Genomic DNA, 19,150 nt, shown 5'->3' on the forward strand with positions numbered 1-19,150 from the left:
CTTCCTTCTCAAATGTCGATACCGTCATTGGGGTCAAGTGATGCCTGCCGCGCGACCATGCGCATCCGCTCGCGCATGGCGCGGGCCTTGGCGGCATCGACGTCGGGCTCATCATCGAGAAAGTCGAACTCCTGCGATGGCGGCGGTGGTGGCGGGATGATTTCCTCATGCTCGGGAAGCTCCGGCTCACGCCGGATACCGGCATTGGCAGGATCGTCGTCGGACGTGTTCGACGCGGGTTCGTGGCCAGCCGCGGGCGTAACAACACGGCTCGCCCAGTCGTCTGGTGCAGATGTTGCCATTTTCACCGACTGCTTTTTTAGATCGGGCGGCGGCAACACCCGTTCCTGAAACCGGGCATCGGCATAGTAGCGCGCCTTGGCGGCGCGGATGGGCGGCACACCCGCTACCATGACGATCTCGTCGGTTGGCGGAAGCTGCATGATCTCGCCCGGTGTCAGGAGCGGCCGCGCCGTTTCCTGCCGTGAAACCATGAGATGCCCGAGCCAGGGCGCGAGGCGATGACCGGCATAGTTGGTGGAATCGCGCATTTCTGTCGCCGTGCCGAGCGCGTCGCTGATCCGCTTGGCGGTGCGTTCATCATTGGCAGCAAAGGCGACACGCACATGGCAGTTGTCGAGAATGGCGTTGTTCTGCCCGTAGGCCCGTTCGATCTGGTTGAGCGACTGCGCAATCAGGAATGCTTTCAGGCCGTAGCCGGCCATGAAGGCCAGTGCCGATTCAAAGAAATCCAGCCGTCCGAGCGCGGGAAACTCGTCCAGCATCAACAGCAGGCGATGGCGCTTGCCGGAGGTTTCCAGTTCCTCGGTCAGCCGCCGCCCGACCTGATTGAGGATAAGGCGGATCAGCGGTTTTGTGCGATTGATGTCCGAGGGCGGTACGACGAGGTAGAGGCTGACAGGTTCTTTTGCTCCGACCAGGTCAGCAATGCGCCAGTCGCAGCGGGCCGTCACGCGGGCCACGACCGGATCCCGGTAGAGGCCGAGAAAGGACATCGCCGTGGACAGCACGCCGGAGCGTTCGTTCTCGGACTTGTTCAGCAGCTCGCGTGCCGACGAGGCGATGACGGGATGCACACCGGCTTCACCCAGATGCGGCGTGTCCATCATGGCGCGCAAGGTTGCCTCGACCGGTCGGCGGGGATCGGACAGAAAACTCGCGACGCCGGCCAGCGTCTTGTCCTTCTCGGCGTAAAGGACATGCAGGATGGCGCCGACCAGTAGCGAATGGCTGGTCTTTTCCCAATGGTTACGCTTGTCGAGGCTGCCTTCGGGATCGACCAGAATATCCGCGATGTTCTGCACATCGCGGACTTCCCATTCCCCCTGACGGACTTCCAGCAGCGGGTTGTAAGCTGCGGAATGCACATTGGTCGGATCGAACAGCAGGACGCGGCCATGGCAGGACCGGAAGCCTGCCGTCAGATTCCAGTTCTCCCCCTTGATGTCATGGACGATGCAGCTTCCCGGCCAGGTCAGCAGCGTCGGCACCACGAGACCGACCCCCTTGCCCGATCGGGTGGGCGCGAAGCAAAGGACATGCTCAGGTCCGTCATGTCGTAGATAGTCCTTGCTGTGTCTTCCCAGGACCACGCCATCGGGGCCGAGCAATCCGGCAGCATGGATTTCCTTGTCCTCGGCCCATCGGGCCGAACCATAGGTGGCGACGTTGCGCGCCTCGCGCGCCCGGATGATGGACATGAAGAAGGCGGCGGCGATAGCGAACAACGCCCCGGACGTGGCGATGAACGCGCCCTCGGTGAAAATACCAGGCGCATAGGCGTCGAAGGAAAACCACCACCAGAAGAAGGCCGGAGGATAATAGATCGGCCATCCCGCGACATCGAACCATGGAGTCCCGAGCTGGGGCTGAAAGCCAAGGCGAAAGGCCACCCATTGTGTCGAAGTCCAGACCATCACCAGGACAATGGTGAACACGACAATGATCTGGCCCCAGAGTATTCGGCCTCCACGCATATAAGCTCCAATCGACAAAAGAGTCGGAGCCGATCAGAGAATAGGCGTTTTCGAAAGTCGCAACAGGAAAGGCCGAGCCGCAGCGCTGCCGGATATCATCGGCGGCACATCGGACAGGTTCGCGCAAGAGTCGTCCAGATGTCGACATTTCCAGAACAATTCACGCGGCACCAGAGCAGCGAAGGCTCAGATCCCCAGCCCTCGTGTCCGTCCTAACTGCCAGGATACCGATCCACCCTGCACGACGCCCATCACCTCACGGCCGAGCTGGCGGTCGATCACTGGCCGCCATGGGACAAGAGTGAACTCGTGGCTCTTTTCGACAATGGCGAACTTGCCGCTCGATAGATGTGCGGTCCCGGTGAACTTGCCGCTGATATTTTCGCCGTCGGCAACCGCCCGGAACGGCAAGCCTTTGCTGCTGGCCATTTCCGCACCGACGCGGGCCACTTCCCTTTCTCGCAGATTGGCGAGCAGGTTGCGCCGATAGAGGATGCGTCCATTCTGCTGCCGCGTGGCATCGCCCTGTGCGATATGGTGTTCACGCCGCTGGTCCATAGCCTCGCGCACCTGCTGGCCGAACCCTGCCGGGGTAAGGTCAGAGGCGTCCGGTGTGACCAATCGCCGGTCCAACCAGGTCGCGCCATCGGCGCCGATCTGCTTTTCCAGATCGAAGGTCGAGACGACACGGATGCTGGCTTGCCGGTTGCGACCGGCATCATAGGCGGTGGCGCGGCTCTCGAAGTCTTCCGGGATGCGCCACTGGTCGGTGTCGATCCGCTCGGCAATCCCGGCCCGGCGTAGCGACTCCAATCGCCGGACATGGGCATCGACATAGCCCTCATAGTCGCCACCCGGCACACGTCCCTCGAACTTCGCCTGTTCGAGGTGGCGGCTCGGTCGGTAGATACCATTTTCCGAGATCGCAGCGATGGTGCGATCAGAGGGACGTTGTGCTGTATCGGCGGGACCGACTTCCACGATGCTGCCGATCCGGGCATCTTCGACGCGGGCCGGATCAATGCCGGGAAGATGGTGCGTGCGCCCGTCGATCCCGTCGACCACGAGGGTCAGCTTTTCACCCATCTCATCGGTCAGATATTTGTCGACGACGCGGCCGGTGATGGGTGCCGCGGGTGCGGCATCGTGAAGCTGGAAGGTCATCGGATCACGTTCCTGCCCATCGGCCTTCAGCGCCTCTTGCATGTTACGGATGATGTCACCGCGCTCACCCAGTTCACGCAGCGCCGGTTCCATCTTCGCGCCAAGCTCCCAGACGCCGGGTGCGTGTTCGGTGGCCAGCCCCATCTTTTCCAGTTTGGCGAGACGGCGCAGACGAAGCGTGCGGTTGAACTGGCGGCGTGCATCGGCCGGTTCATGGCGCAGATCGAGGAACCGTTCGTCGGCCTCCTCGGTCATGGCGCGGTCGATGCGGGTGAAACGGTCCTGATCGATTTCGGCAGACAGCTTACGGCTCTGCTCGATCTCGGTCACGGGACCGAGTTCCAGCGTGGTCAGTTCGCTCGCCCGCTCACGAATTCCATTGGCGAGATAATCGCCATTGATGACCAGGTTCTCGCCCAGATCGTCCTTGCCCCGAACGATGACATGGACATGGGGATGGCCGGTATTGTGGTGATTGACCGCCACCCAATCGAGTTTCGTGCCAAGGTCGGCCTCGATGCGGTTCATCAGGTCGCGGGTGTGTTCGGTGAGGTCGGAAAGATCGGCGGCATCTTCGGGGGAAACGATAAAGCGGAACTGGTGACGATCATCCTTGCCGCGATCAAGGAAGGCATCTCCATCGGCACGATCGTCGGTGGCGGAATAAAGCTGACCACGCTCGCCATCACGCGATGTTCCGTCGCGCTGGATGTAGCGCAGATGGGCAGCACCTTTGCCATTCTTCCCCGCGCTCTGAACGTATCGGGTTTTGACGACGACGCGACGCGCGCCAGCCGTACTGTGACGCCAGCCGCTCGACAGGGTTCGGGCGCGGACAAAGGCCGCACCACGACCACGCTTGACGCCCGGACCTTTGCCAGCCTGCGACGCCTTCCCGCTCTTTCCGGCCGAACCAGATGAAGGCGACGAAGAAGTCCGTGATGCGAATGATGATCTGCCGGGGCTGTTGCTATGCTGACGCGCCAGCTTCTTCGCCTGCGTCAGAAAGCTCTTCGCCTTGCCCGCCTTCGGCACGTCCGACCTGATGCGGCCAGGCTTCGGGCGAAAGCGGTTCTCGTCGTCGGCGCTCATGAGCGCATCCCATGCCGTGTAGGCACGCAAACGACATATATTCGGTTAGAGTGCCGGTCAAAACCCAGAAAAGCCAAGGCTTTGCGCCATATCGCGGCACGCGAGACCCAAAAGCAGGGTGCCGTGCGCCGCGCCCCAAAACAGTGTGCAGACAAGGGCTTGCCCAGAAACCGGCCCGACAGGGTGCCGGTTTCCTTTATCTTGCCCTCCGCCTTTCCTTCCCTTTTTGCCCTTCCTGCCGGGAATGCTGCCAGGCGCCCCCAAGCCTGACTGCACACCGGAAATGGACCGAACGAGCGCGAAAACGCCATGCTCATGGCTTGTCGCCATCGCCCGCAAGGGCCACGAATATGCCGCTGTCCTGCGGTTCCTGAACGGCGGGATCGCGCAGAGAAACGGTTGCGTGGATGTCGCCCGACGGCTGATTTGCCGCCGCTGAAATGCCGCCGGATTGCGCAACGAAGAGCGGGGCTTCGCGCCAATCCGGTGGTGGTGGCGGCACGATTGTCGGCACATCGGGCGCAGTCGCATGCCCCAGAAGCGGCGCGAGCGTGGCGACATAGGCGCGCGTTTCTGCGGGCAAAACGCGGCCCGTCGCCAGATGCTCGTCATAGCGACCGGGACCGGCATTGTAGGCGGCAAGCATGGCCGCAACATTGCCGTAGCGGTTCCACATCTCGCGCAGATACGCCGTGCCTGCGAGGATGTTATCGCGCGGATCGTAAGGGTCGCGCCCGAGACCATGGCGGCGGCGCAGGCCCGCCCAGGTATCGGGCATGACCTGCATCAGTCCCATTGCACCCGCCGATGAGATGGCGCGTACATCGCCCGCGCTTTCCACACGCAGCACGGCCCGAATCCAGTGCTCTGGAATGCCGAAGCGCTGCGATGCCTCGGCAGTGAAAGCAGCATGGGGATGCGCGGTAACAGGCACGGGTTGCGGCGTGACCTGCGCAATGGCTGGCGTCAATCCGCTGCCAGCCGACAGAAGGGCCGTGAAGAGAAGAAGGGCGCGGGATCGCATGATCTCAGTCCCGGTCTTCGCGGGGCCGCGGGCGGCTCCAGTGCAGCGACCATGACGAGCCTGCATCGTCGTCGCGGAACAGGTTGGCGCGGATCGGGTGCGGTAAGGCCGGATCGTCGAGCAGCACCGAGAGATATTCGCCAGCCTTTTCGCCGGTGCGTTTCCATGCAGCACCGACCTCCGGCCCGTCATGTTCAATGAAATGGACGCGATAGTCCGGCGCATTCTCCGCATCGGAATGCTCAGTGGGCACGATGACGAGATCGCGCTTCATGGTGAGCGTGACGAGCTGACCGGCGAAGCCGGATGCGTCACGCGCAAATTGACCGATCTGTGGCATGGTATGTCTCCTGTGTTGGTGGGTTTGGCGTGGGTTCAATGCGTGACCGCCCGCCATTCGTAGCGGCCATCGCCTTCCTCATCGGTCCAGAGCGGAAGCGCCCGGCCGATGACGGAACTGGCGGGAACAGGTCCGAAGTAACGGCCGTCGAGGCTGTCCCGGATTTCCCAATTCATGAGGAAGAGTTCGCCGTCGCGGATGATGCGGCAGCCCTGCCAGACCGGCAGATCGCGTCCCATGCGGTCGCGCTCCAGTGCATCGCCCATCTCGACGTTATCGACGGTGATCGTCGCACCGCTGCGGCAGACGCGCTGTCCCGGCAAGCCGAGGACGCGTTTCAGCAGCGGCACGTCCCGCCCGATATAGCCGCGCTCGACCATGAACCGCTCCAGCGGTTCGGGCGGCGCGATGACGACGAGTTCAGGAACTTCGACCACATCGGCAGGAACAACTGTGTAGAAGCCGATGGGTGCGCTGGCGGTCGCATTCCAGATCAGCCTGGTTGGCGGATCGGCAACAGCCGTGGCGACAAGCGTACCGACGGCCAACATGGACACGGCGAGGATAAGACGGCGGCTCATGGTGCAATCCTCCGGCGGCTGACCCATGCGGCATGGCGCTCCGGGGTGTAGGGGTTGGGTTCCTGGCCGGCACTCAAACGGTTGTGGACGTGCCGCCAATGATCCGGCGCAACATCCGCCGGATCGACGCCAAGTGCGTCCACGGCATCAATCAGGGCCAGCACCCGCTGGACTTGTCGCCAGCCGTCGATACGCAGCAGGATCTCGCCGCCAGGACGAACGAAGGGCACGGTCTGGTACGGTTCGCCACGCCCGACAGCGCGCAGGATGTCGAGCCGCGAAACGATGGTGCCGTAATCGTTGGAGGCCCAGCGGACGAAGGCGAAGATGCTTTCGGGCGCAAAACCGATCAGACTGCGGCGGCGGTCGATGATCTGTTCAAAGCTCTTGCGGCCGAAGCGTATCCAGCGCTCGACCTTCTTCTTCTGGAAGGTCAGTTCGACCAATGTGGTGAACGGTGCAGGCCCGTCCGCCTGCGGATGTTCATGCGCAGCGCGCACAGTTTTGCCGGTCATGGCTGATCTCTTTCAATGGATGGAAACTCGCGGACCAGCAGCTCGCGCAGCATCACGGCGACGGTGACACCGCGCCGGAAAGCGGCAACCTTGATGCGCCCGCGCAGTTCGGGCGTAATGTCGATGGTCAGGCGGGCGGTGAACGCCTCCGTCGCCGACTTGCCGGTTGTCGGCGCATCGGCAGCTCTGACCCAGCTATCGGGATTGCCCGGACGCGATGCGAAGCCGGATTTGACGGGCGGACGAGTCATGGCACGATCCTCCCGATACCCAGGCCATCGATCTCGGCCACCAGCGCTGTGACTTCCCGTGCGGCCCGTTCGCCGCCATCGGTCTCCGATACCAGCCGTCCGGTCTGTGCGGTTTCGGCGAAGGCGACACGCTGGCCGACCGTCGTGGCCAGCAAGGGCGGATCATGGTCAGCCAGTGTCTCGGCCGTTTCGCGAGCGATCACGGTGCGCGCCCCACATCGGTTCAGCAGAAAACGGGCGGACAGCTCCGGGCGATAGATGCGTGCTTCATTCAGAAGCGCCAGCATTTCGGCTGATGCCCAGCCGTCAAAGGGGGATGGCTGCACCGGGATCAGCACCAGATCGGCTGCAAGCAGCGCAGAGCGCATCAGACCAGTGACACGGGGCGGACCATCAATGACGACATGATCGGCGTCACGCGCCAGTTCCGGTGCTTCCCTGTGCAGAGTATCGCGGGCAAGGCCGATGACGGTGAACAGCCTTGGCAGTCCTTCATGGCTGCGCCGCACCGACCAGTCGAGTGCGGAGCCTTGCGGGTCTGCATCGATCAGGATGACGCGCTTGCCTTGCGCAGCCCAGGCTCCGGCGAGATGCAGCGCCAGCGTGGTCTTGCCCACGCCGCCTTTCTGGTTGAGGAGCGCGACGATCATCGCCGCCCCCCAGGCTTGCCACGAGGAAGTTCAGGCGTGTTCGCTGGCGCGATCGTTCCTGGGTTTGCGTTTGTCAGCTTGCCTTTGAGGACACCCGATTTCAGTGCCGCGCCGGCCTTAGCGATGAGCTTTTCCACATCGCGCCGCCGCTCTTCAAAGTTAGATTCTGTGTTAGACTCTAAGTTAAGGGCGCGGTTTTCGCTTTTATTACTTGATGATAGAAGCTGTTTGGGTTCCCGATAGCACGAGCCTCCGGTTCCTGATGGCACGATAGTCCGGGTTCCCGATAGCACGAGGCCATCCACAGGTTTTCCACAGGACGGAACTGGCTCGAAAGCGAGCAGTATCCTGCCGCCGGTTTCGATCTCGGTGAACAGGGTGTAGCCCGGCAATGGCTGGCGACGGATAATGTCGCGCAGTTCGAAAGCGAAGCGCTTGAACGGCGAGAGGCTTCCCGATTTTTGGTACAGGTGCCGGAAATCGAACCGCCAACCATTTTTTTGCCGTCCACCATGCTTGCGCACCAGACGATAGAGCCAGCGGTCCAATCCTCCGGTTAGATCGAAATAGGCCCGGTCGATGGTGAGGATCAGGGCGTCATCCAGAACCGCACTGTAAAACCAGTCGGGAACGATCATCTCGATCCCGTCCGGGCGGCCGTTGGCATCGGTTCGTTCATGCCACTCGTTGATCCACGAAAAGCGATGGCGTCGCCCATTGGAGCGCTGGCGGATCGAGGTCGCAACGGTGGTCGATTGCAGGCGGTCCAGCGCCGCTTTCAAACGCTGATAGTCACGCAGCGAGGTTCCCCTCCCGGTGAATGTCAGGATTTCATAGGGCGTTGCGGCCATCAGGCGCGACGTGCGCAGACCGGCATCCCGCGCTTGAACAATCTGACTGGCCGCCCAAATCAGAATATCGGCGTCCCAGATCGTCGCCATACCGTGATCAGGAACAGCTTCGACGCGGATCGAGACACTGCCAAGCTCGAAATCAATCGGGCGTGTGCGGTGTGACTTGGAAAGAGAGAAGAAAGGATAAGCCATGAGATCCTGCGCGTCTCGTGGAGCGAATTCACCGGGAAGCGCCCGAAACAGATCGAGTTGCCCGCGTTCCGAGGCGGATGGATGCTGAACTGCCATCAGGGGCTGACAGCCACGTTCAGCGCGTGATGCGCTTGGTTGACGTGAATGCGGTCGGCGGTAGAGGTTTCGCTGGGAGAACCTGTCCACGTGGATCAGACGTTGACGTCACCGCTCCGCGCGCAACCCAGGCTGCGAGATCCTCGACCGAATAGACCACGCGACCGCCGAGCTTGTGATAGGCCGGCCCCGTTCCATAGGTCCGGTGCTTTTCCAAAGTTCGTGCGGAAAGGCTGAGGAAGTCGGCGGCTTCCTTGGTGCGCAGGTAGCGTGGCGGCAAGGCGGCGATATCAGGTCGCATGGGGTGGCCTCCGTGGTTGTGCAGGATGCCGCTGACGATCAGCGGCATGACATGCGCACGGTGGCGAAGACGCGGCGGTATGGGGGATGAGGAAGATTGCAGGCGGCAAATCCTCACCCCCGATCAGGCGGCGCGTCAGGGTTTGCGACGATGGCGCAAAAGATCTCGGTAGCCGCCATCGATCAGCGCGGCGGCGGAACGGACAAGGGCGATAACAGAGGCGCGCAACGCAGATGTCTTCCACGGCTCGGCACGAACACGCGCCTCTCCGTAGATAGCGATGGCAATTTCACGATAGGTCGCGTGATTGGCGTTTCCGTCGGCAGCCTGCATCATCAGGCGGAAGCGTCGGCGCTGATATGGCGTCATTCTGGAATCGCGGCGCACGGGCTTCGCGGCCAGCATTTGCCATAGCCTGAGAATGGCTTCGAGCCTATCCGGCAGATCGCCATCCAGAGGCAGGATGAGCGCTGGCTGCGCATCAGCACTGGTTTCGGCGAGGATCAGATATTGAACGCCGTCTCTGGCTCCGCAAATGCCATATGCACCTTCTGGTCCGTGGATGCCGTCAGCAATATCGACGGATAACGCGGAGGGCGATGGCCGGAGAAAATCTGGGGCCGTTCCGAGTATCAGCATGTCCGGATTGGCGACGGGCGACCAGATCACGGGTTGATCGAGAGCAGAAAGTCCGGGGTCTGCCGGGAAATCGCAACCCCCAGCAGTCTTGGACATCATCCGAAAGGGGAAGGTCTCTGTCGCCTTGCGTTACGATATTATCGAAGCTGGCTTGATAAGCAGCATTACGGCGCAGACATTCCCAGGCGACGCCCTCAACGGGAAGGTCATCGTAGAATTCATACTGGTCCTGATCTCGCCAGCGGGATGTATCCGGCTTCATGCTCCGCTCCTGGTTGAAACCGCACAGGTGGAGCTTGAGAAGATTGCGGCGCTTCTCCCGCGATGGAAGCCGAGACGAAAACATGAGGCGATGCTTTCAGGGCATCGCTGGCGTAACGGCGGTAAGCTCAGTTTCGATCTGGATGACGCAGCAGCTGGCGATAGCCGCTCTTTGTCATCCACCGCGCGCGGGACAGGTGGCTGTCGTGAACATTTCGGGCACGCTCTGGTTCCAGAATAGGGTCGATACCGAACAGAACATTGACGGCTTCGGTCCACTCCGCACCATCAGTGGCAGCGTCAAGCAAGCGCATGTAGAGCTTTACATGCGCCCGGTCATATTCGGTCAGCTTGTCGCCGACAGGTGCGATGTCATCGAAGGGCATGAGCGCAGATGTCATGTCGGGTGTCGCCATATCACACAGGCGGTGTCATCGGCGCGTAGACAGTTCAACCCGAGCCAATCAGGCATCATGGCTTTACGGGTATCTTTTCTCGTCCTGGTCATGAACCAACAACACTCCTTGCCCGCGATCCGTGGACAGGAGAACGATCCCTGCTGCTTCAAGCGCCCGCCGCACCTGATCACGCGTTGTCTCATACACCTCGAGCCGGCTCTCGGACTCGAGGCGCTTCAGGGCAGTCAGCGATATTCGGGCCTTGTCAGCGAGCGTCTCCTGCGTCCAGCCCAGTAACGCGCGTGCGGCCCGCGACTGTCGAGCGGTGATCATGCATGATCACCTCCCATCGCGACCGGCGCGCATTCCAGAACTACGGCTATTTTAGTCGCTCTTGCGTAGCGCGCCACATGATTTCTTCGAATCTGGCGATGGCGATGCTTCTACAAAGCAGCACATCACAGGCCTGATTCGGTTTCTCTGTGCAGGCGCAGCACCTGCAGAGGGCTCGGTCGCGATCTGGCAAAAATGATCCATAAACATATCCATTGAACGCAAAATGATATGTTTGCAGATCAACTCCATTGCAAATTCTGGGAGGCGTGATACCTATTCAGATCAATATCATTACGAATGATCCGTAAGGGTTCCACATGAAGTCAGAGGAAGAAACGCTGGGGTTGGTCGGCGACCATTTTCGCCGTGCAAGGCTGTCCATGGGTATGACCCAGGGACAAGTGGCCGATCTCGCCGGCATTTCACGGCCACGCTACCGGGATATCGAGACGGGGGCTGCGGCCGCACGCACCACGACATTGATCAACATCGCCCGGGCGCTTGGTCTGGAAATGATGCTGGTCCCGCAGGTGATGGTGCCTGCCATCGAGGCGCTTCTGCGACCCGAGTCCGAGGACGATCAGCCCGCCTTCAGCCCACAACCGGAGAGTGACGATGACAGCCGCCCGTACCGCTGAGACCATCACTTCGCTTGATGTGTTCCTGAACAATACGAAGGTCGGCACAATCGTCAGGACGCCGGGTGATTTCAATGCTTTCAGCCTTGATCCGGCCTATCGCGCAATCGGCGGCATTCCAGTTCTCAGTCTGTCGCTGCGCGCAGCATCCGGAGGCTTGCGCAAGGATCCGCGGCCTGTCGCAGGCAGCCTGCCACCTTTCTTTGCCAATCTGCTGCCCGAAGACAGGTTACGTGAGGCGATGGAAAAGCATCATGCGGGCAATGTACGACCGGGCAACGATTTCGACCTCCTCGCCACCCTTGGCGCGGACTTGCCGGGGGCTGTGCGCGTGCTGCCCAGTGACGGGCAACCCGGTATCGGAGCGGCACCCATGCAAGGTCAGCCCAAGGCCCGCTTCTCACTGGCAGGCGTGCAGATGAAGCTCTCGGTGATGAAGAACACCGGCAAGGGCGGTGGACTGACCCTGCCGCTCGGCGATGACCAGGGGCAGTATATTGCGAAGTTTCCTTCGACCGCCTTTCCGGGCGTGTCGGAGAACGAGTTCGCAAATCTCGCGCTTGCCGAAGCGATCGGCATGGATGTGCCCGCACGCGAACTCGTCAACAGAGACCAGTTCGAGGGCATTCCCGAAGAATTTGAGACGCTTGCAGAAGGTCTGGTCCTGCTTGTTCGACGCTTCGACCGTGGAGCAGATGGGCAACGCATCCATATCGAAGATTTCGCACAAGTTTTTGGCCTCTATCCGGCCCGTAAATATGATGGCGCTGCTTCCCACGACATCGCATCTGCCCTGAACGTGGCGATCTCACCGTTCGCCGCGCTGGATTTTGTCCGGCGGCTGACATTCTCGGTAGTCATGGGCAATGGCGATATGCATCTCAAGAACTGGTCGCTGATCTATCCGGGAACTGGCGACACCCCGGCGCTTGCCCCGATCTATGACATGCTTTCGACGGTTCCCTATATCCCGGCCGATAAGCTTGCGCTGTCTCTGGGGGGCGAGCGGACCTTCAAGGGTCTAGCCCCGGCCCGATGGAAGACGTTTGCCAATCGTGCAAGGCTTCCGGAGCCAGCCGTGCTCAAGGCCGTTGCCGAGACGGTGAAGCACATCGATGTGAAATGGTGGTCACTGCCGGAACGGGAGGTGGTCCCCCCGCTCGTGCTGGAGCGCATCGACGCCCATGTGAAAACCATGATCCCGATCCTGACCGACTGAGATGGTTTTTATCTCGCGTAGGAAGGGTCGTTTTCGATTGGCCTTTAAAGGGAAACTGGCGGTAGTGCCGCATTCGGCTAGGCGCCGTCAGGAATCCTGTGTTGCGTCCCTGAGCGCTTTGTGAATCCGAGGCACCAGATCGCGTGCCGTTCGCCCCGCGCCGATAAGCGTGGCGGATGCGGCACCCGTCCAGTTGCCATATCCGGCGAGCCACAGGCGTGGTTCCGCCTCCGACTGCTGGCCGATGACCCTGACGCGCCCATCGGGCTCAACGACGCCAAGGGATTTCAGATGTTCTGTTGCGGGGCGGAAGCCAGTGCACCATAAGACTGCGTCGACCTGCGTCTCCGAACCATTTTCCCAGACCACACCAGTTTCGGTGAATCGCACGAATGGGCGTACGGACCCGAGAACGCCCCGGTCTCGCGCTTCCTGGACAGGAGGGACCATAACAATATCGCCGAGCGTGGTTGTTGCATCTTCGTCGAAGTCTCCCCGCACCCGGGCGCTGGCCCGCTGAAAGAGGATGCGGCCATCAACATCGTCCGGCAAGAATATAGGCTCTTCGCGCGTGACCCAGATGGTGGAGGCAACCTTGCTGACCTCCGCAAGAATCTGCGCGCCCGAGTTGCCGCCGCCGATGACCATCACCTGTTTCCCGGCGAATAAGCGCGAATTCCGATAGTGCGCCGAATGGATTTGTACGCCACGAAAAATTTCTTGTCCCGCGTAATCTGGAACATAGGGTGCGCCCCAGGTGCCAGTAGCGCTGACAACGGCGCGTGCCGTCAGATTGTGTCCACCCTTTAATCGGACACGAAGCCAGTCCATGTCGCGTTCCACGTCGGTTACATGACAGGGCCGCTCGATGGGAAAGTCATAGCGCTCTTCATAGTGGGTTAGATAGTCGATCACCTCGTCGCGCATCGGAAAATGCTCTGACTGGCTCGAAGGCATTGGCCAGCCTGGCAGCGAACTCCAGGCCGCCGGCGAAAACAGGCTCAGTGAACCCCATGTGTGCAACCATGCGCCACCGGGGCGATCCTCCGCATCAAGCACGATAAAGTCGATGCCGGCACGCTTGAGATACCATGCGATTGCCAGGCCTGCCTGACCGCCACCGATAACCACCACATCATGATCGGGGTTGCTCATGCCGGGCTCTTCTGTTGCGCGCCCATGATTGACGCCAGATGATCTGCTCCGGTTGTGGGTTTATTCGCTGCCTTCCGCTCCGAATAGCGATCCACCAATTGCTCTGCATGCGGACGCATCATGACCGTGAAGCGCACCAGTTCCTCCATTACATCGACGATGCGGTCGTAATAGCTGGAAGGCAGCATGCGACCCGCTTCGTCGAACTCTTTGTAGGCCATGGCGACGCTGGACTGGTTGGGGATGGTGAACATGCGCATCCAGCGCCCGAGAATGCGCAGCGTGTTGACGCTGTTGAACGATTGCGAGCCAGCGCTGACCTGCATCACCGCCAGCGTTCGGCCCTGGGTAGGGCGCAGGCCCTTGTAGGCGAGCGGCAGGTGATCGATCTGGGTCTTCATAATGCCCGTGATCTGGCCGTGCCGTTCCGGGCTACACCAGACCTGCGCCTCCGACCAAAGCGAGTGTTTACGCAACTCATGCACCGCGGGGTGATCGTCGTCCCTGACCTGTTCGGGCAACGGCAGGTCGGACGGATCGAAAATGCGGGTTTCGCAGCCGAAGAATTGCAGCAGGCGCGCGGCCTCTTCGACGACCAGGCGCGAATAGGAGCGTTCCCGCAGCGAACCATAGAGTAGTAGGACGCGCGGCGGCGGAGCGAGTTCGCCAAGACCGTGCGCCGGATGGCGATCAGCATATTCTGGATGCAAGGCCGGCAAAAAGTCTGGATCCGACAAGGTGCGGAGACGGGTCATGAACATCTAACCTTCAGCTTTGAGGGAAACGGTCGCGCGTGCGATTTGCGATAGCCACCAGTGTCAGCATGACCGGTACTTCCACCAGTACGCCAACCACTGTCGCCAGTGCCGCGCCGCTCGACAGTCCGAACAGACCTATGGCAACCGCGACCGCGAGTTCGAAGAAATTGGAAGTGCCGATCATTGCGCAAGGCGCGGCGATATTATGCGGCACTTTCCATGCTTTCGCCGCCACATAGGTCAGCGCAAAAATGCCGTAGGACTGGATGAGGATAGGAATAGCGATCAGCACGATCAGCAGGGGATTAGAGATGATCGTTTCGGCCTGAAATGCGAAGAGCAAGACCACCGTCGCTAGCAAGCCGATGATCGACCATGGCTTCAGCATGGTGGTGAAAGCACTCACCGCCGCCTCGTCTCCGCCGTGGCGCACAATTACTCGCTGCCGAGTAGCCGCCCCCGCAAGCAACGGAATGACCACATAAAGCACCACCGATAGCATCAGCGTTTTCCACGGAATGACTATATCGGTGACGCCCAGCAGAAACGCCACGATCGGCACATAGGCGGCGATCATCACCAGATCATTCGCAGCCACCTGCACGAGGGTGTAGGTGGCATCGCCTTTAACCATCTGCGACCAGACGAAAACCATGGCAGTACAGGGTGCCGCTCCCAGCAGGATTAGCCCGGCGATATATTGTTGGCCTTCGTCGTGCGGGACCAATCCGGCATAGACGTAGCTGAAGAACAGCACCGCGATGGCGGCCATGGTGAAGGGCTTGATCAGCCAGTTGACCGCAAGCGTCAGGATGAGGCCCTTGGGCTTCCTGCCGATATCGCGTACGCTGGCAAAATCGACGCTGACCATCATCGGGTAGATCATTGCCCAGATCAGCACAGCAACAACCAGATTGACCGAGGCAAGTTCAAGTCTCGCCAGCAATCCGATTGTTTCAGGAATTACGATCCCGAGAGTGATACCAGCCAAAATCGCCAGCGCGACCCACAGCGACAGATAGCGTTCGAACAGGCCGAGCGGAGAAGTCGACGTGGACGCCGCGGTAAGTTCCTGCGACATTGTCTTTCCTTTTTCGGGCTACGGTTCAGCGGATACGGTCACCACTGGCATCAATCACCTGTTCGCCATCTTCCTTGGCAAAGGCACCTTGCTGCGCGGTTGGGATCAGATCGAGCACAGCTTCGGAAGGCCGGCACAACTTCACGCCCAGCGGTGAGACCACCAGTGGCCGGTTGATGAGGATGGGATACTCGACCATCGCATCGAGTAATTCGTCATCCGTCAGCGCCGGGCTGTCGAGACCGAGTTCGGAATAGGGAGTCCCCTTTTCGCGTAGCAGATCACGTGGGGTTATGCCGGCACGTGCGATCAACTGCACAAGCAGTACACGCGATGGTGGCGTCTTGAGATACTCGACCACATGTGGTTCGATCCCGGCATTTCGGATCATCGCCAGCGCGTTGCGCGACGTGCCGCACGCGGGATTGTGGTAAATGATGATATCGGTAGGCATTTTTGTTTCCACAGAGCTTTTAGCAGGAGAGCTGCGCGACCAGCGGTGCACAGAGTTCCTCATTGCCGCCGCAGCAATCACGAGCGAGAAACAGCATCAGCTCCCGCAGGGTGGCGACGTTTGCGTGATAGACGATTGAGCGACTGTGCCGCTCTGAAGTTAGCAGTCCCGCCCGCGATAGGGTGGCGAGATGTGTCGACATGGTGTTGGCGGGAACATCTAGTTGTCGCGCAATCTCACCGGCGGCGAGGCCATTAGGCTCATGCCGAACAAGGAGGCGAAACACCTCCAGACGTGTAATCTGGGCCAGTGCGCCGAGGGCTTCGGTTGCAATCAATGATTCCATGATTCGACTACTATCGAACTATTGGGCGCGATACAAGCCCCCGAGTTTCATGTTCGGAAGCAGATGGCTGCCACGAGGATGCAGCACGTCGTCATACCAAGGTCGCGAAAACGGCGAAGCCGAGGCCCAGATTAGCCTTTGCGATACGGTGATGACACGAGAGCATTTGCCAGCACCCACTGAGGGACAGTGTCTGAAATGCGATACCACCGACTTTCTCGCGGGCGGAACAAAGGCTCCGACCTTGCGGTCGGAGCCTTTGTTCCGCGCCTCAGTCGCCGCGGCGACCGTTGGGGCGGGACCAGATGAGGGAGAAGGTTTCGCCGTCTTCTTCGTCGAAGAGGTTGGCGTAGATCGGAGCGTTGAAGCTTGGATCGTCCAGCTTGAGGCCCAGATAGTCGCGGCCCTCGTTGGAGCGCTTGGACCAGGCGGCACCGATTTCGGCGCGACCGACCAGAACCCGGTGGCTGGGGGCGTTCTCGCCGGTGGCGCGCAGGTCGGGGATGATGCGCACGCCCTTGGCCTGGACGCTGAGGGTGACGATTTCGCCGGTGAATTCGTTCGAGCCGGTCTTCTTGAAGGTGCCGATGGTTGCCATTTTAAGTCTCCGTTTTTTCGTTTCCGAGCCCGCACCATTGCGGCCTCTATGGCGATCGACCGGCCGGAGACGAACGCTGGCGCACCCCAAAGGGGCTGGACAGCATAGGAGGAACTTTCTTGTTCCGCGCGGAATGTCGGCTTTGCCGGCAGGGGAAGAAAGTTGTGACGACGCTGTTGCGCTAAAGCGGTCGAAGCGCATCGCGCTGTTCTTCGGCCAGATCAGGCCATTGAAGAGGCCGTTTGGAGCGGTTGAGACACGGGGGGGAACGGAGACGGTGGCAACCTTGAGGCCCCATCAGGATGACCTGACCGGCCGCACAGGCTTATCGGATACCCTGTGTTTCAGGCTATGCGCATCGCTCTTCCCGGCCTGTTCCTCCGGCAACGCCCCAACCGGATTCTGGTCAGCCCACGAAGGTCAATACCGACCGTCTTACGCTCCTATGGGCCGCGCCCGTGCCTCAAGCTGATCCGATACTTGCCCGCTGTCTGCGACTATATTCCTGACGGAGGTGGAAGATGATCCGCACCCGCGTCTGGTCGCCATCAACGGATCATTGCGGTTCAGGTGCGTGCGAAGCTGTCGTCCGGCTGGTCGGTTGCCGCCATGCCCGCAACGCGCAGGAACGCTGTCACGCCCACCGCAATCGCCCCGATCACCGAGAAGATGAGCTGCCATGTCTCAGACGGCATCATGTGCTTGACGATACCGAGCGTGGCGTAGAACCCGGCCATCCCCGCCGGAGCGACGAAGGCCAGAGCGATCAGCAAACGCGCCCAGATCGGGCGGACCAGCATCAGCAGACCCTGACCGACTGCCAGTGTCAGGCCGGCGACGAGAAGACCGACAACGATGCCGCCGAGCCAGCCAGCCCCTGTGCCATAGGCCCAGATACCTGCGTTCAGGCCGATGAGGAACGGCAGGGCAAAAACGGCGAGATTGAACAGCAGCCAGCACATGGTGCCGATGGCTGCGATGGAAACGAGGATTCCGAGAATGATCATGGTGGTGTCTCCGTGCAAGGGATTGAACGGTCGCGCCTTCCACCACCACCATGGCGCAAAGCGGAATATAGCATGAACACGCCTGCCTGCGCGAGCCGGAATAATCGGTGGTTCCGATCATCCGGCTCGTGGCGATGGGAAAGGCAGCGCTCACGCGCTGCCCGTTCCGAAGCGATAGACCGGGATGCCCATCTTGCGGGCCTTGTCGGCCAGATTGTCCTGAATGCCCGTGCCGGGGAAGATGATGACCCCGATCGGCATGATGCCGAGCATCTGGTCGTTGCGCTTGAACGGTGCTGCCTTGGCATGTTTCGCCCAGTCGGGTTTGAACGCGACCTGTGCGACCTTGCGGTTATTGGCCCAGGTTGCCGCGATACGTTCCGCGCCCTTGGGCGATCCACCGTGCATCAGCACCATGTCCGGGTGCTTGGCGTGGACCTGATCGAGCTTGGCCCAGATCGTCCGGTGATCGGTCGTGTCACCGCCCGAGAAGGCGATCTTCGGTCCGGCGGGCAGCAGCACCTCGTTGTCGGCCCGGCGTTTTGCGGCGATGAAGTCGCGGCTGTCGATCATGGCCGAGGTCATCTGGCGATGGTTGACCCATGAGCCGGAGCGTTGCGACCAGGGCGTTCCGGTGGTGCGCAGATAGATGTCGGCGGCGGTATCGCGAAAGGTTTCCATGCTGTCGCGGCGCTCGATCAGGCTTTGTCCCGCGCCGATCAGGGTTTCGAGCTGGACGGATTTGACCTCGCTGCCATCCTGTTCACGCTGAAGGCGCTTCTGTGCCTGCTCGTTATCGTCGAGTTTGGTCTCGATCCGCTCGACAGCGCGGTGGAAGGTGTTGACGGTGGACCAGAGGATCTCGTCGAGGTCGAAATCGAGGCTGGTGTCGGCCATGGTGGAAATCAGGGCGTCGAAGATGTCCGAGACTGCGCCCTGGATGACGTGATCTTCGGGTGTAGTGCGGGGATCGGCCTCGTCTTCCGAGGGGCGGTAGCCGTAGAGTTCAAGTTCTTCGATGGCATGGCCGGTCGGGGACGTGCTGTGATCGGGTTCGAAATCGTCGTGCGCGTACATGGGATGCTTCCGTCAGTTGGACCGCGACCGTCGCGGCCTTCATGGCGACGAAAGCTCATGGGCGCTCCGGTCTGGCAGCGCGAGCCTCTGGCGAGGGCCTTGATGGCAAAGCCCGGCTGATTTGTT

At 61.0% G+C, this 19,150-nt stretch carries 24 protein-coding genes; 2 read left to right on the top strand and 22 right to left on the bottom strand.

Features of this window, described 5'->3' with window-relative positions:
* Positions 1-8: 8 nt before the first annotated feature.
* From BJ122_RS08635 to BJ122_RS08700, 14 genes are all read right to left on the bottom strand, one after another.
* Entirely contained in the window at positions 9-1,997 is a 1,989-nt protein-coding gene (locus tag BJ122_RS08635) for a conjugal transfer protein TraG (protein ID WP_110780672.1), read from the bottom strand.
* Positions 1,998-2,183: 186 nt separating this feature from the next.
* On the bottom strand, positions 2,184-4,253 hold the full coding sequence (locus tag BJ122_RS19815; protein WP_110780673.1) for a relaxase/mobilization nuclease domain-containing protein: 2,070 nt from the start codon (positions 4,251-4,253) through the stop codon (positions 2,184-2,186).
* A gap of 313 nt (positions 4,254-4,566) precedes the next feature.
* Positions 4,567-5,277, bottom strand: coding sequence for a lytic transglycosylase domain-containing protein (locus tag BJ122_RS08645; RefSeq protein ID WP_110780674.1), 711 nt, complete (start codon positions 5,275-5,277; stop codon positions 4,567-4,569).
* 4 nt (positions 5,278-5,281) lie between these two features.
* Positions 5,282-5,617, bottom strand: coding sequence for a DUF736 domain-containing protein (locus BJ122_RS08650; protein ID WP_110780675.1), 336 nt, complete (start codon positions 5,615-5,617; stop codon positions 5,282-5,284).
* Between the two features lie 35 nt (positions 5,618-5,652).
* A complete protein-coding gene (locus BJ122_RS08655) occupies positions 5,653-6,198 on the bottom strand; it encodes a S26 family signal peptidase (protein ID WP_181418908.1) in 546 nt (181 codons plus the stop codon).
* Positions 6,195-6,713: a DUF2840 domain-containing protein gene (locus tag BJ122_RS08660; RefSeq protein ID WP_110780677.1), complete on the bottom strand. Its 519-nt coding sequence runs from the start codon at positions 6,711-6,713 to the stop codon at positions 6,195-6,197. Before BJ122_RS08660 ends, BJ122_RS08655 begins: the two co-directional genes overlap by 4 nt.
* Positions 6,710-6,964 carry a hypothetical protein gene (locus BJ122_RS08665; RefSeq protein WP_110780678.1) on the bottom strand — a complete coding sequence of 85 codons (255 nt, stop codon included), beginning with the start codon at positions 6,962-6,964 and terminating at the stop codon, positions 6,710-6,712. The genes BJ122_RS08660 and BJ122_RS08665 overlap by 4 nt, the downstream gene beginning before the upstream one ends.
* Positions 6,961-7,614: a ParA family partition ATPase gene (gene parA, locus BJ122_RS08670; protein ID WP_110780679.1), complete on the bottom strand. Its 654-nt coding sequence runs from the start codon at positions 7,612-7,614 to the stop codon at positions 6,961-6,963. Before parA ends, BJ122_RS08665 begins: the two co-directional genes overlap by 4 nt.
* Complete coding sequence (locus BJ122_RS08675; protein WP_110780680.1) at positions 7,611-8,756, bottom strand: replication initiator protein A; 1,146 nt, start codon at positions 8,754-8,756, stop codon at positions 7,611-7,613. Before BJ122_RS08675 ends, parA begins: the two co-directional genes overlap by 4 nt.
* Before the next feature lie 19 nt (positions 8,757-8,775).
* Positions 8,776-9,057 (bottom strand): helix-turn-helix transcriptional regulator, encoded by a 282-nt coding sequence (locus tag BJ122_RS08680; RefSeq protein WP_110780722.1) that lies wholly within the window; start codon positions 9,055-9,057, stop codon positions 8,776-8,778.
* 135 nt (positions 9,058-9,192) lie between these two features.
* Entirely contained in the window at positions 9,193-9,696 is a 504-nt protein-coding gene (locus BJ122_RS08685) for a DUF2285 domain-containing protein (RefSeq protein ID WP_110780681.1), read from the bottom strand.
* Positions 9,626-10,042, bottom strand: a complete 417-nt coding sequence (locus BJ122_RS19875) for a transcriptional regulator domain-containing protein (RefSeq protein ID WP_430694767.1) — start codon at positions 10,040-10,042, stop codon at positions 9,626-9,628. The genes BJ122_RS08685 and BJ122_RS19875 overlap by 71 nt, the downstream gene beginning before the upstream one ends.
* A 43-nt stretch (positions 10,043-10,085) precedes the next feature.
* A complete protein-coding gene (locus BJ122_RS08695) occupies positions 10,086-10,358 on the bottom strand; it encodes a DNA -binding domain-containing protein (protein WP_110780723.1) in 273 nt (90 codons plus the stop codon).
* 78 nt (positions 10,359-10,436) lie between these two features.
* Positions 10,437-10,688: a helix-turn-helix domain-containing protein gene (locus tag BJ122_RS08700; protein WP_110780682.1), complete on the bottom strand. Its 252-nt coding sequence runs from the start codon at positions 10,686-10,688 to the stop codon at positions 10,437-10,439.
* A gap of 320 nt (positions 10,689-11,008) precedes the next feature.
* Here BJ122_RS08700 and BJ122_RS08705 point away from each other — a divergent pair, with 320 nt between their 5' ends.
* A complete protein-coding gene (locus BJ122_RS08705; protein WP_110780683.1) occupies positions 11,009-11,329 on the top strand; it encodes a helix-turn-helix domain-containing protein in 321 nt (106 codons plus the stop codon).
* On the top strand, positions 11,307-12,548 hold the full coding sequence (locus tag BJ122_RS08710) for a type II toxin-antitoxin system HipA family toxin (RefSeq protein ID WP_110780684.1): 1,242 nt from the start codon (positions 11,307-11,309) through the stop codon (positions 12,546-12,548). Before BJ122_RS08705 ends, BJ122_RS08710 begins: the two co-directional genes overlap by 23 nt.
* A gap of 87 nt (positions 12,549-12,635) precedes the next feature.
* Here the strand turns inward: BJ122_RS08710 and BJ122_RS08715 are convergent, their stop codons facing one another.
* The 8 genes from BJ122_RS08715 to BJ122_RS08750 form a co-directional block, all read right to left on the bottom strand.
* Entirely contained in the window at positions 12,636-13,703 is a 1,068-nt protein-coding gene (locus BJ122_RS08715) for an ArsO family NAD(P)H-dependent flavin-containing monooxygenase (protein ID WP_110780685.1), read from the bottom strand.
* Complete coding sequence (arsH, locus tag BJ122_RS08720; RefSeq protein ID WP_110780724.1) at positions 13,700-14,458, bottom strand: arsenical resistance protein ArsH; 759 nt, start codon at positions 14,456-14,458, stop codon at positions 13,700-13,702. Before arsH ends, BJ122_RS08715 begins: the two co-directional genes overlap by 4 nt.
* Before the next feature lie 13 nt (positions 14,459-14,471).
* Complete coding sequence (gene arsB / locus BJ122_RS08725) at positions 14,472-15,542, bottom strand: ACR3 family arsenite efflux transporter (protein WP_110780686.1); 1,071 nt, start codon at positions 15,540-15,542, stop codon at positions 14,472-14,474.
* A 25-nt stretch (positions 15,543-15,567) separates the two neighbouring features.
* Complete coding sequence (arsC, locus tag BJ122_RS08730; RefSeq protein WP_110780687.1) at positions 15,568-15,996, bottom strand: arsenate reductase (glutaredoxin); 429 nt, start codon at positions 15,994-15,996, stop codon at positions 15,568-15,570.
* 19 nt (positions 15,997-16,015) lie between these two features.
* On the bottom strand, positions 16,016-16,342 hold the full coding sequence (locus BJ122_RS08735) for an ArsR/SmtB family transcription factor (protein WP_110780688.1): 327 nt from the start codon (positions 16,340-16,342) through the stop codon (positions 16,016-16,018).
* A 271-nt stretch (positions 16,343-16,613) separates the two neighbouring features.
* Positions 16,614-16,940 (bottom strand): DUF736 domain-containing protein, encoded by a 327-nt coding sequence (locus BJ122_RS08740; protein WP_009450558.1) that lies wholly within the window; start codon positions 16,938-16,940, stop codon positions 16,614-16,616.
* 566 nt (positions 16,941-17,506) lie between these two features.
* Entirely contained in the window at positions 17,507-17,947 is a 441-nt protein-coding gene (locus tag BJ122_RS08745) for a hypothetical protein (RefSeq protein WP_110780689.1), read from the bottom strand.
* Positions 17,948-18,097: 150 nt separating this feature from the next.
* Positions 18,098-19,024, bottom strand: a complete 927-nt coding sequence (locus BJ122_RS08750) for a DUF2493 domain-containing protein (RefSeq protein WP_110780690.1) — start codon at positions 19,022-19,024, stop codon at positions 18,098-18,100.
* Between the last annotated feature and the right edge of the window lie 126 nt (positions 19,025-19,150).

Origin of the sequence: Rhodopseudomonas faecalis (assembly GCF_003217325.1) — a bacterium.
GTDB lineage: Bacteria > Pseudomonadota > Alphaproteobacteria > Rhizobiales > Xanthobacteraceae > Rhodopseudomonas > Rhodopseudomonas faecalis.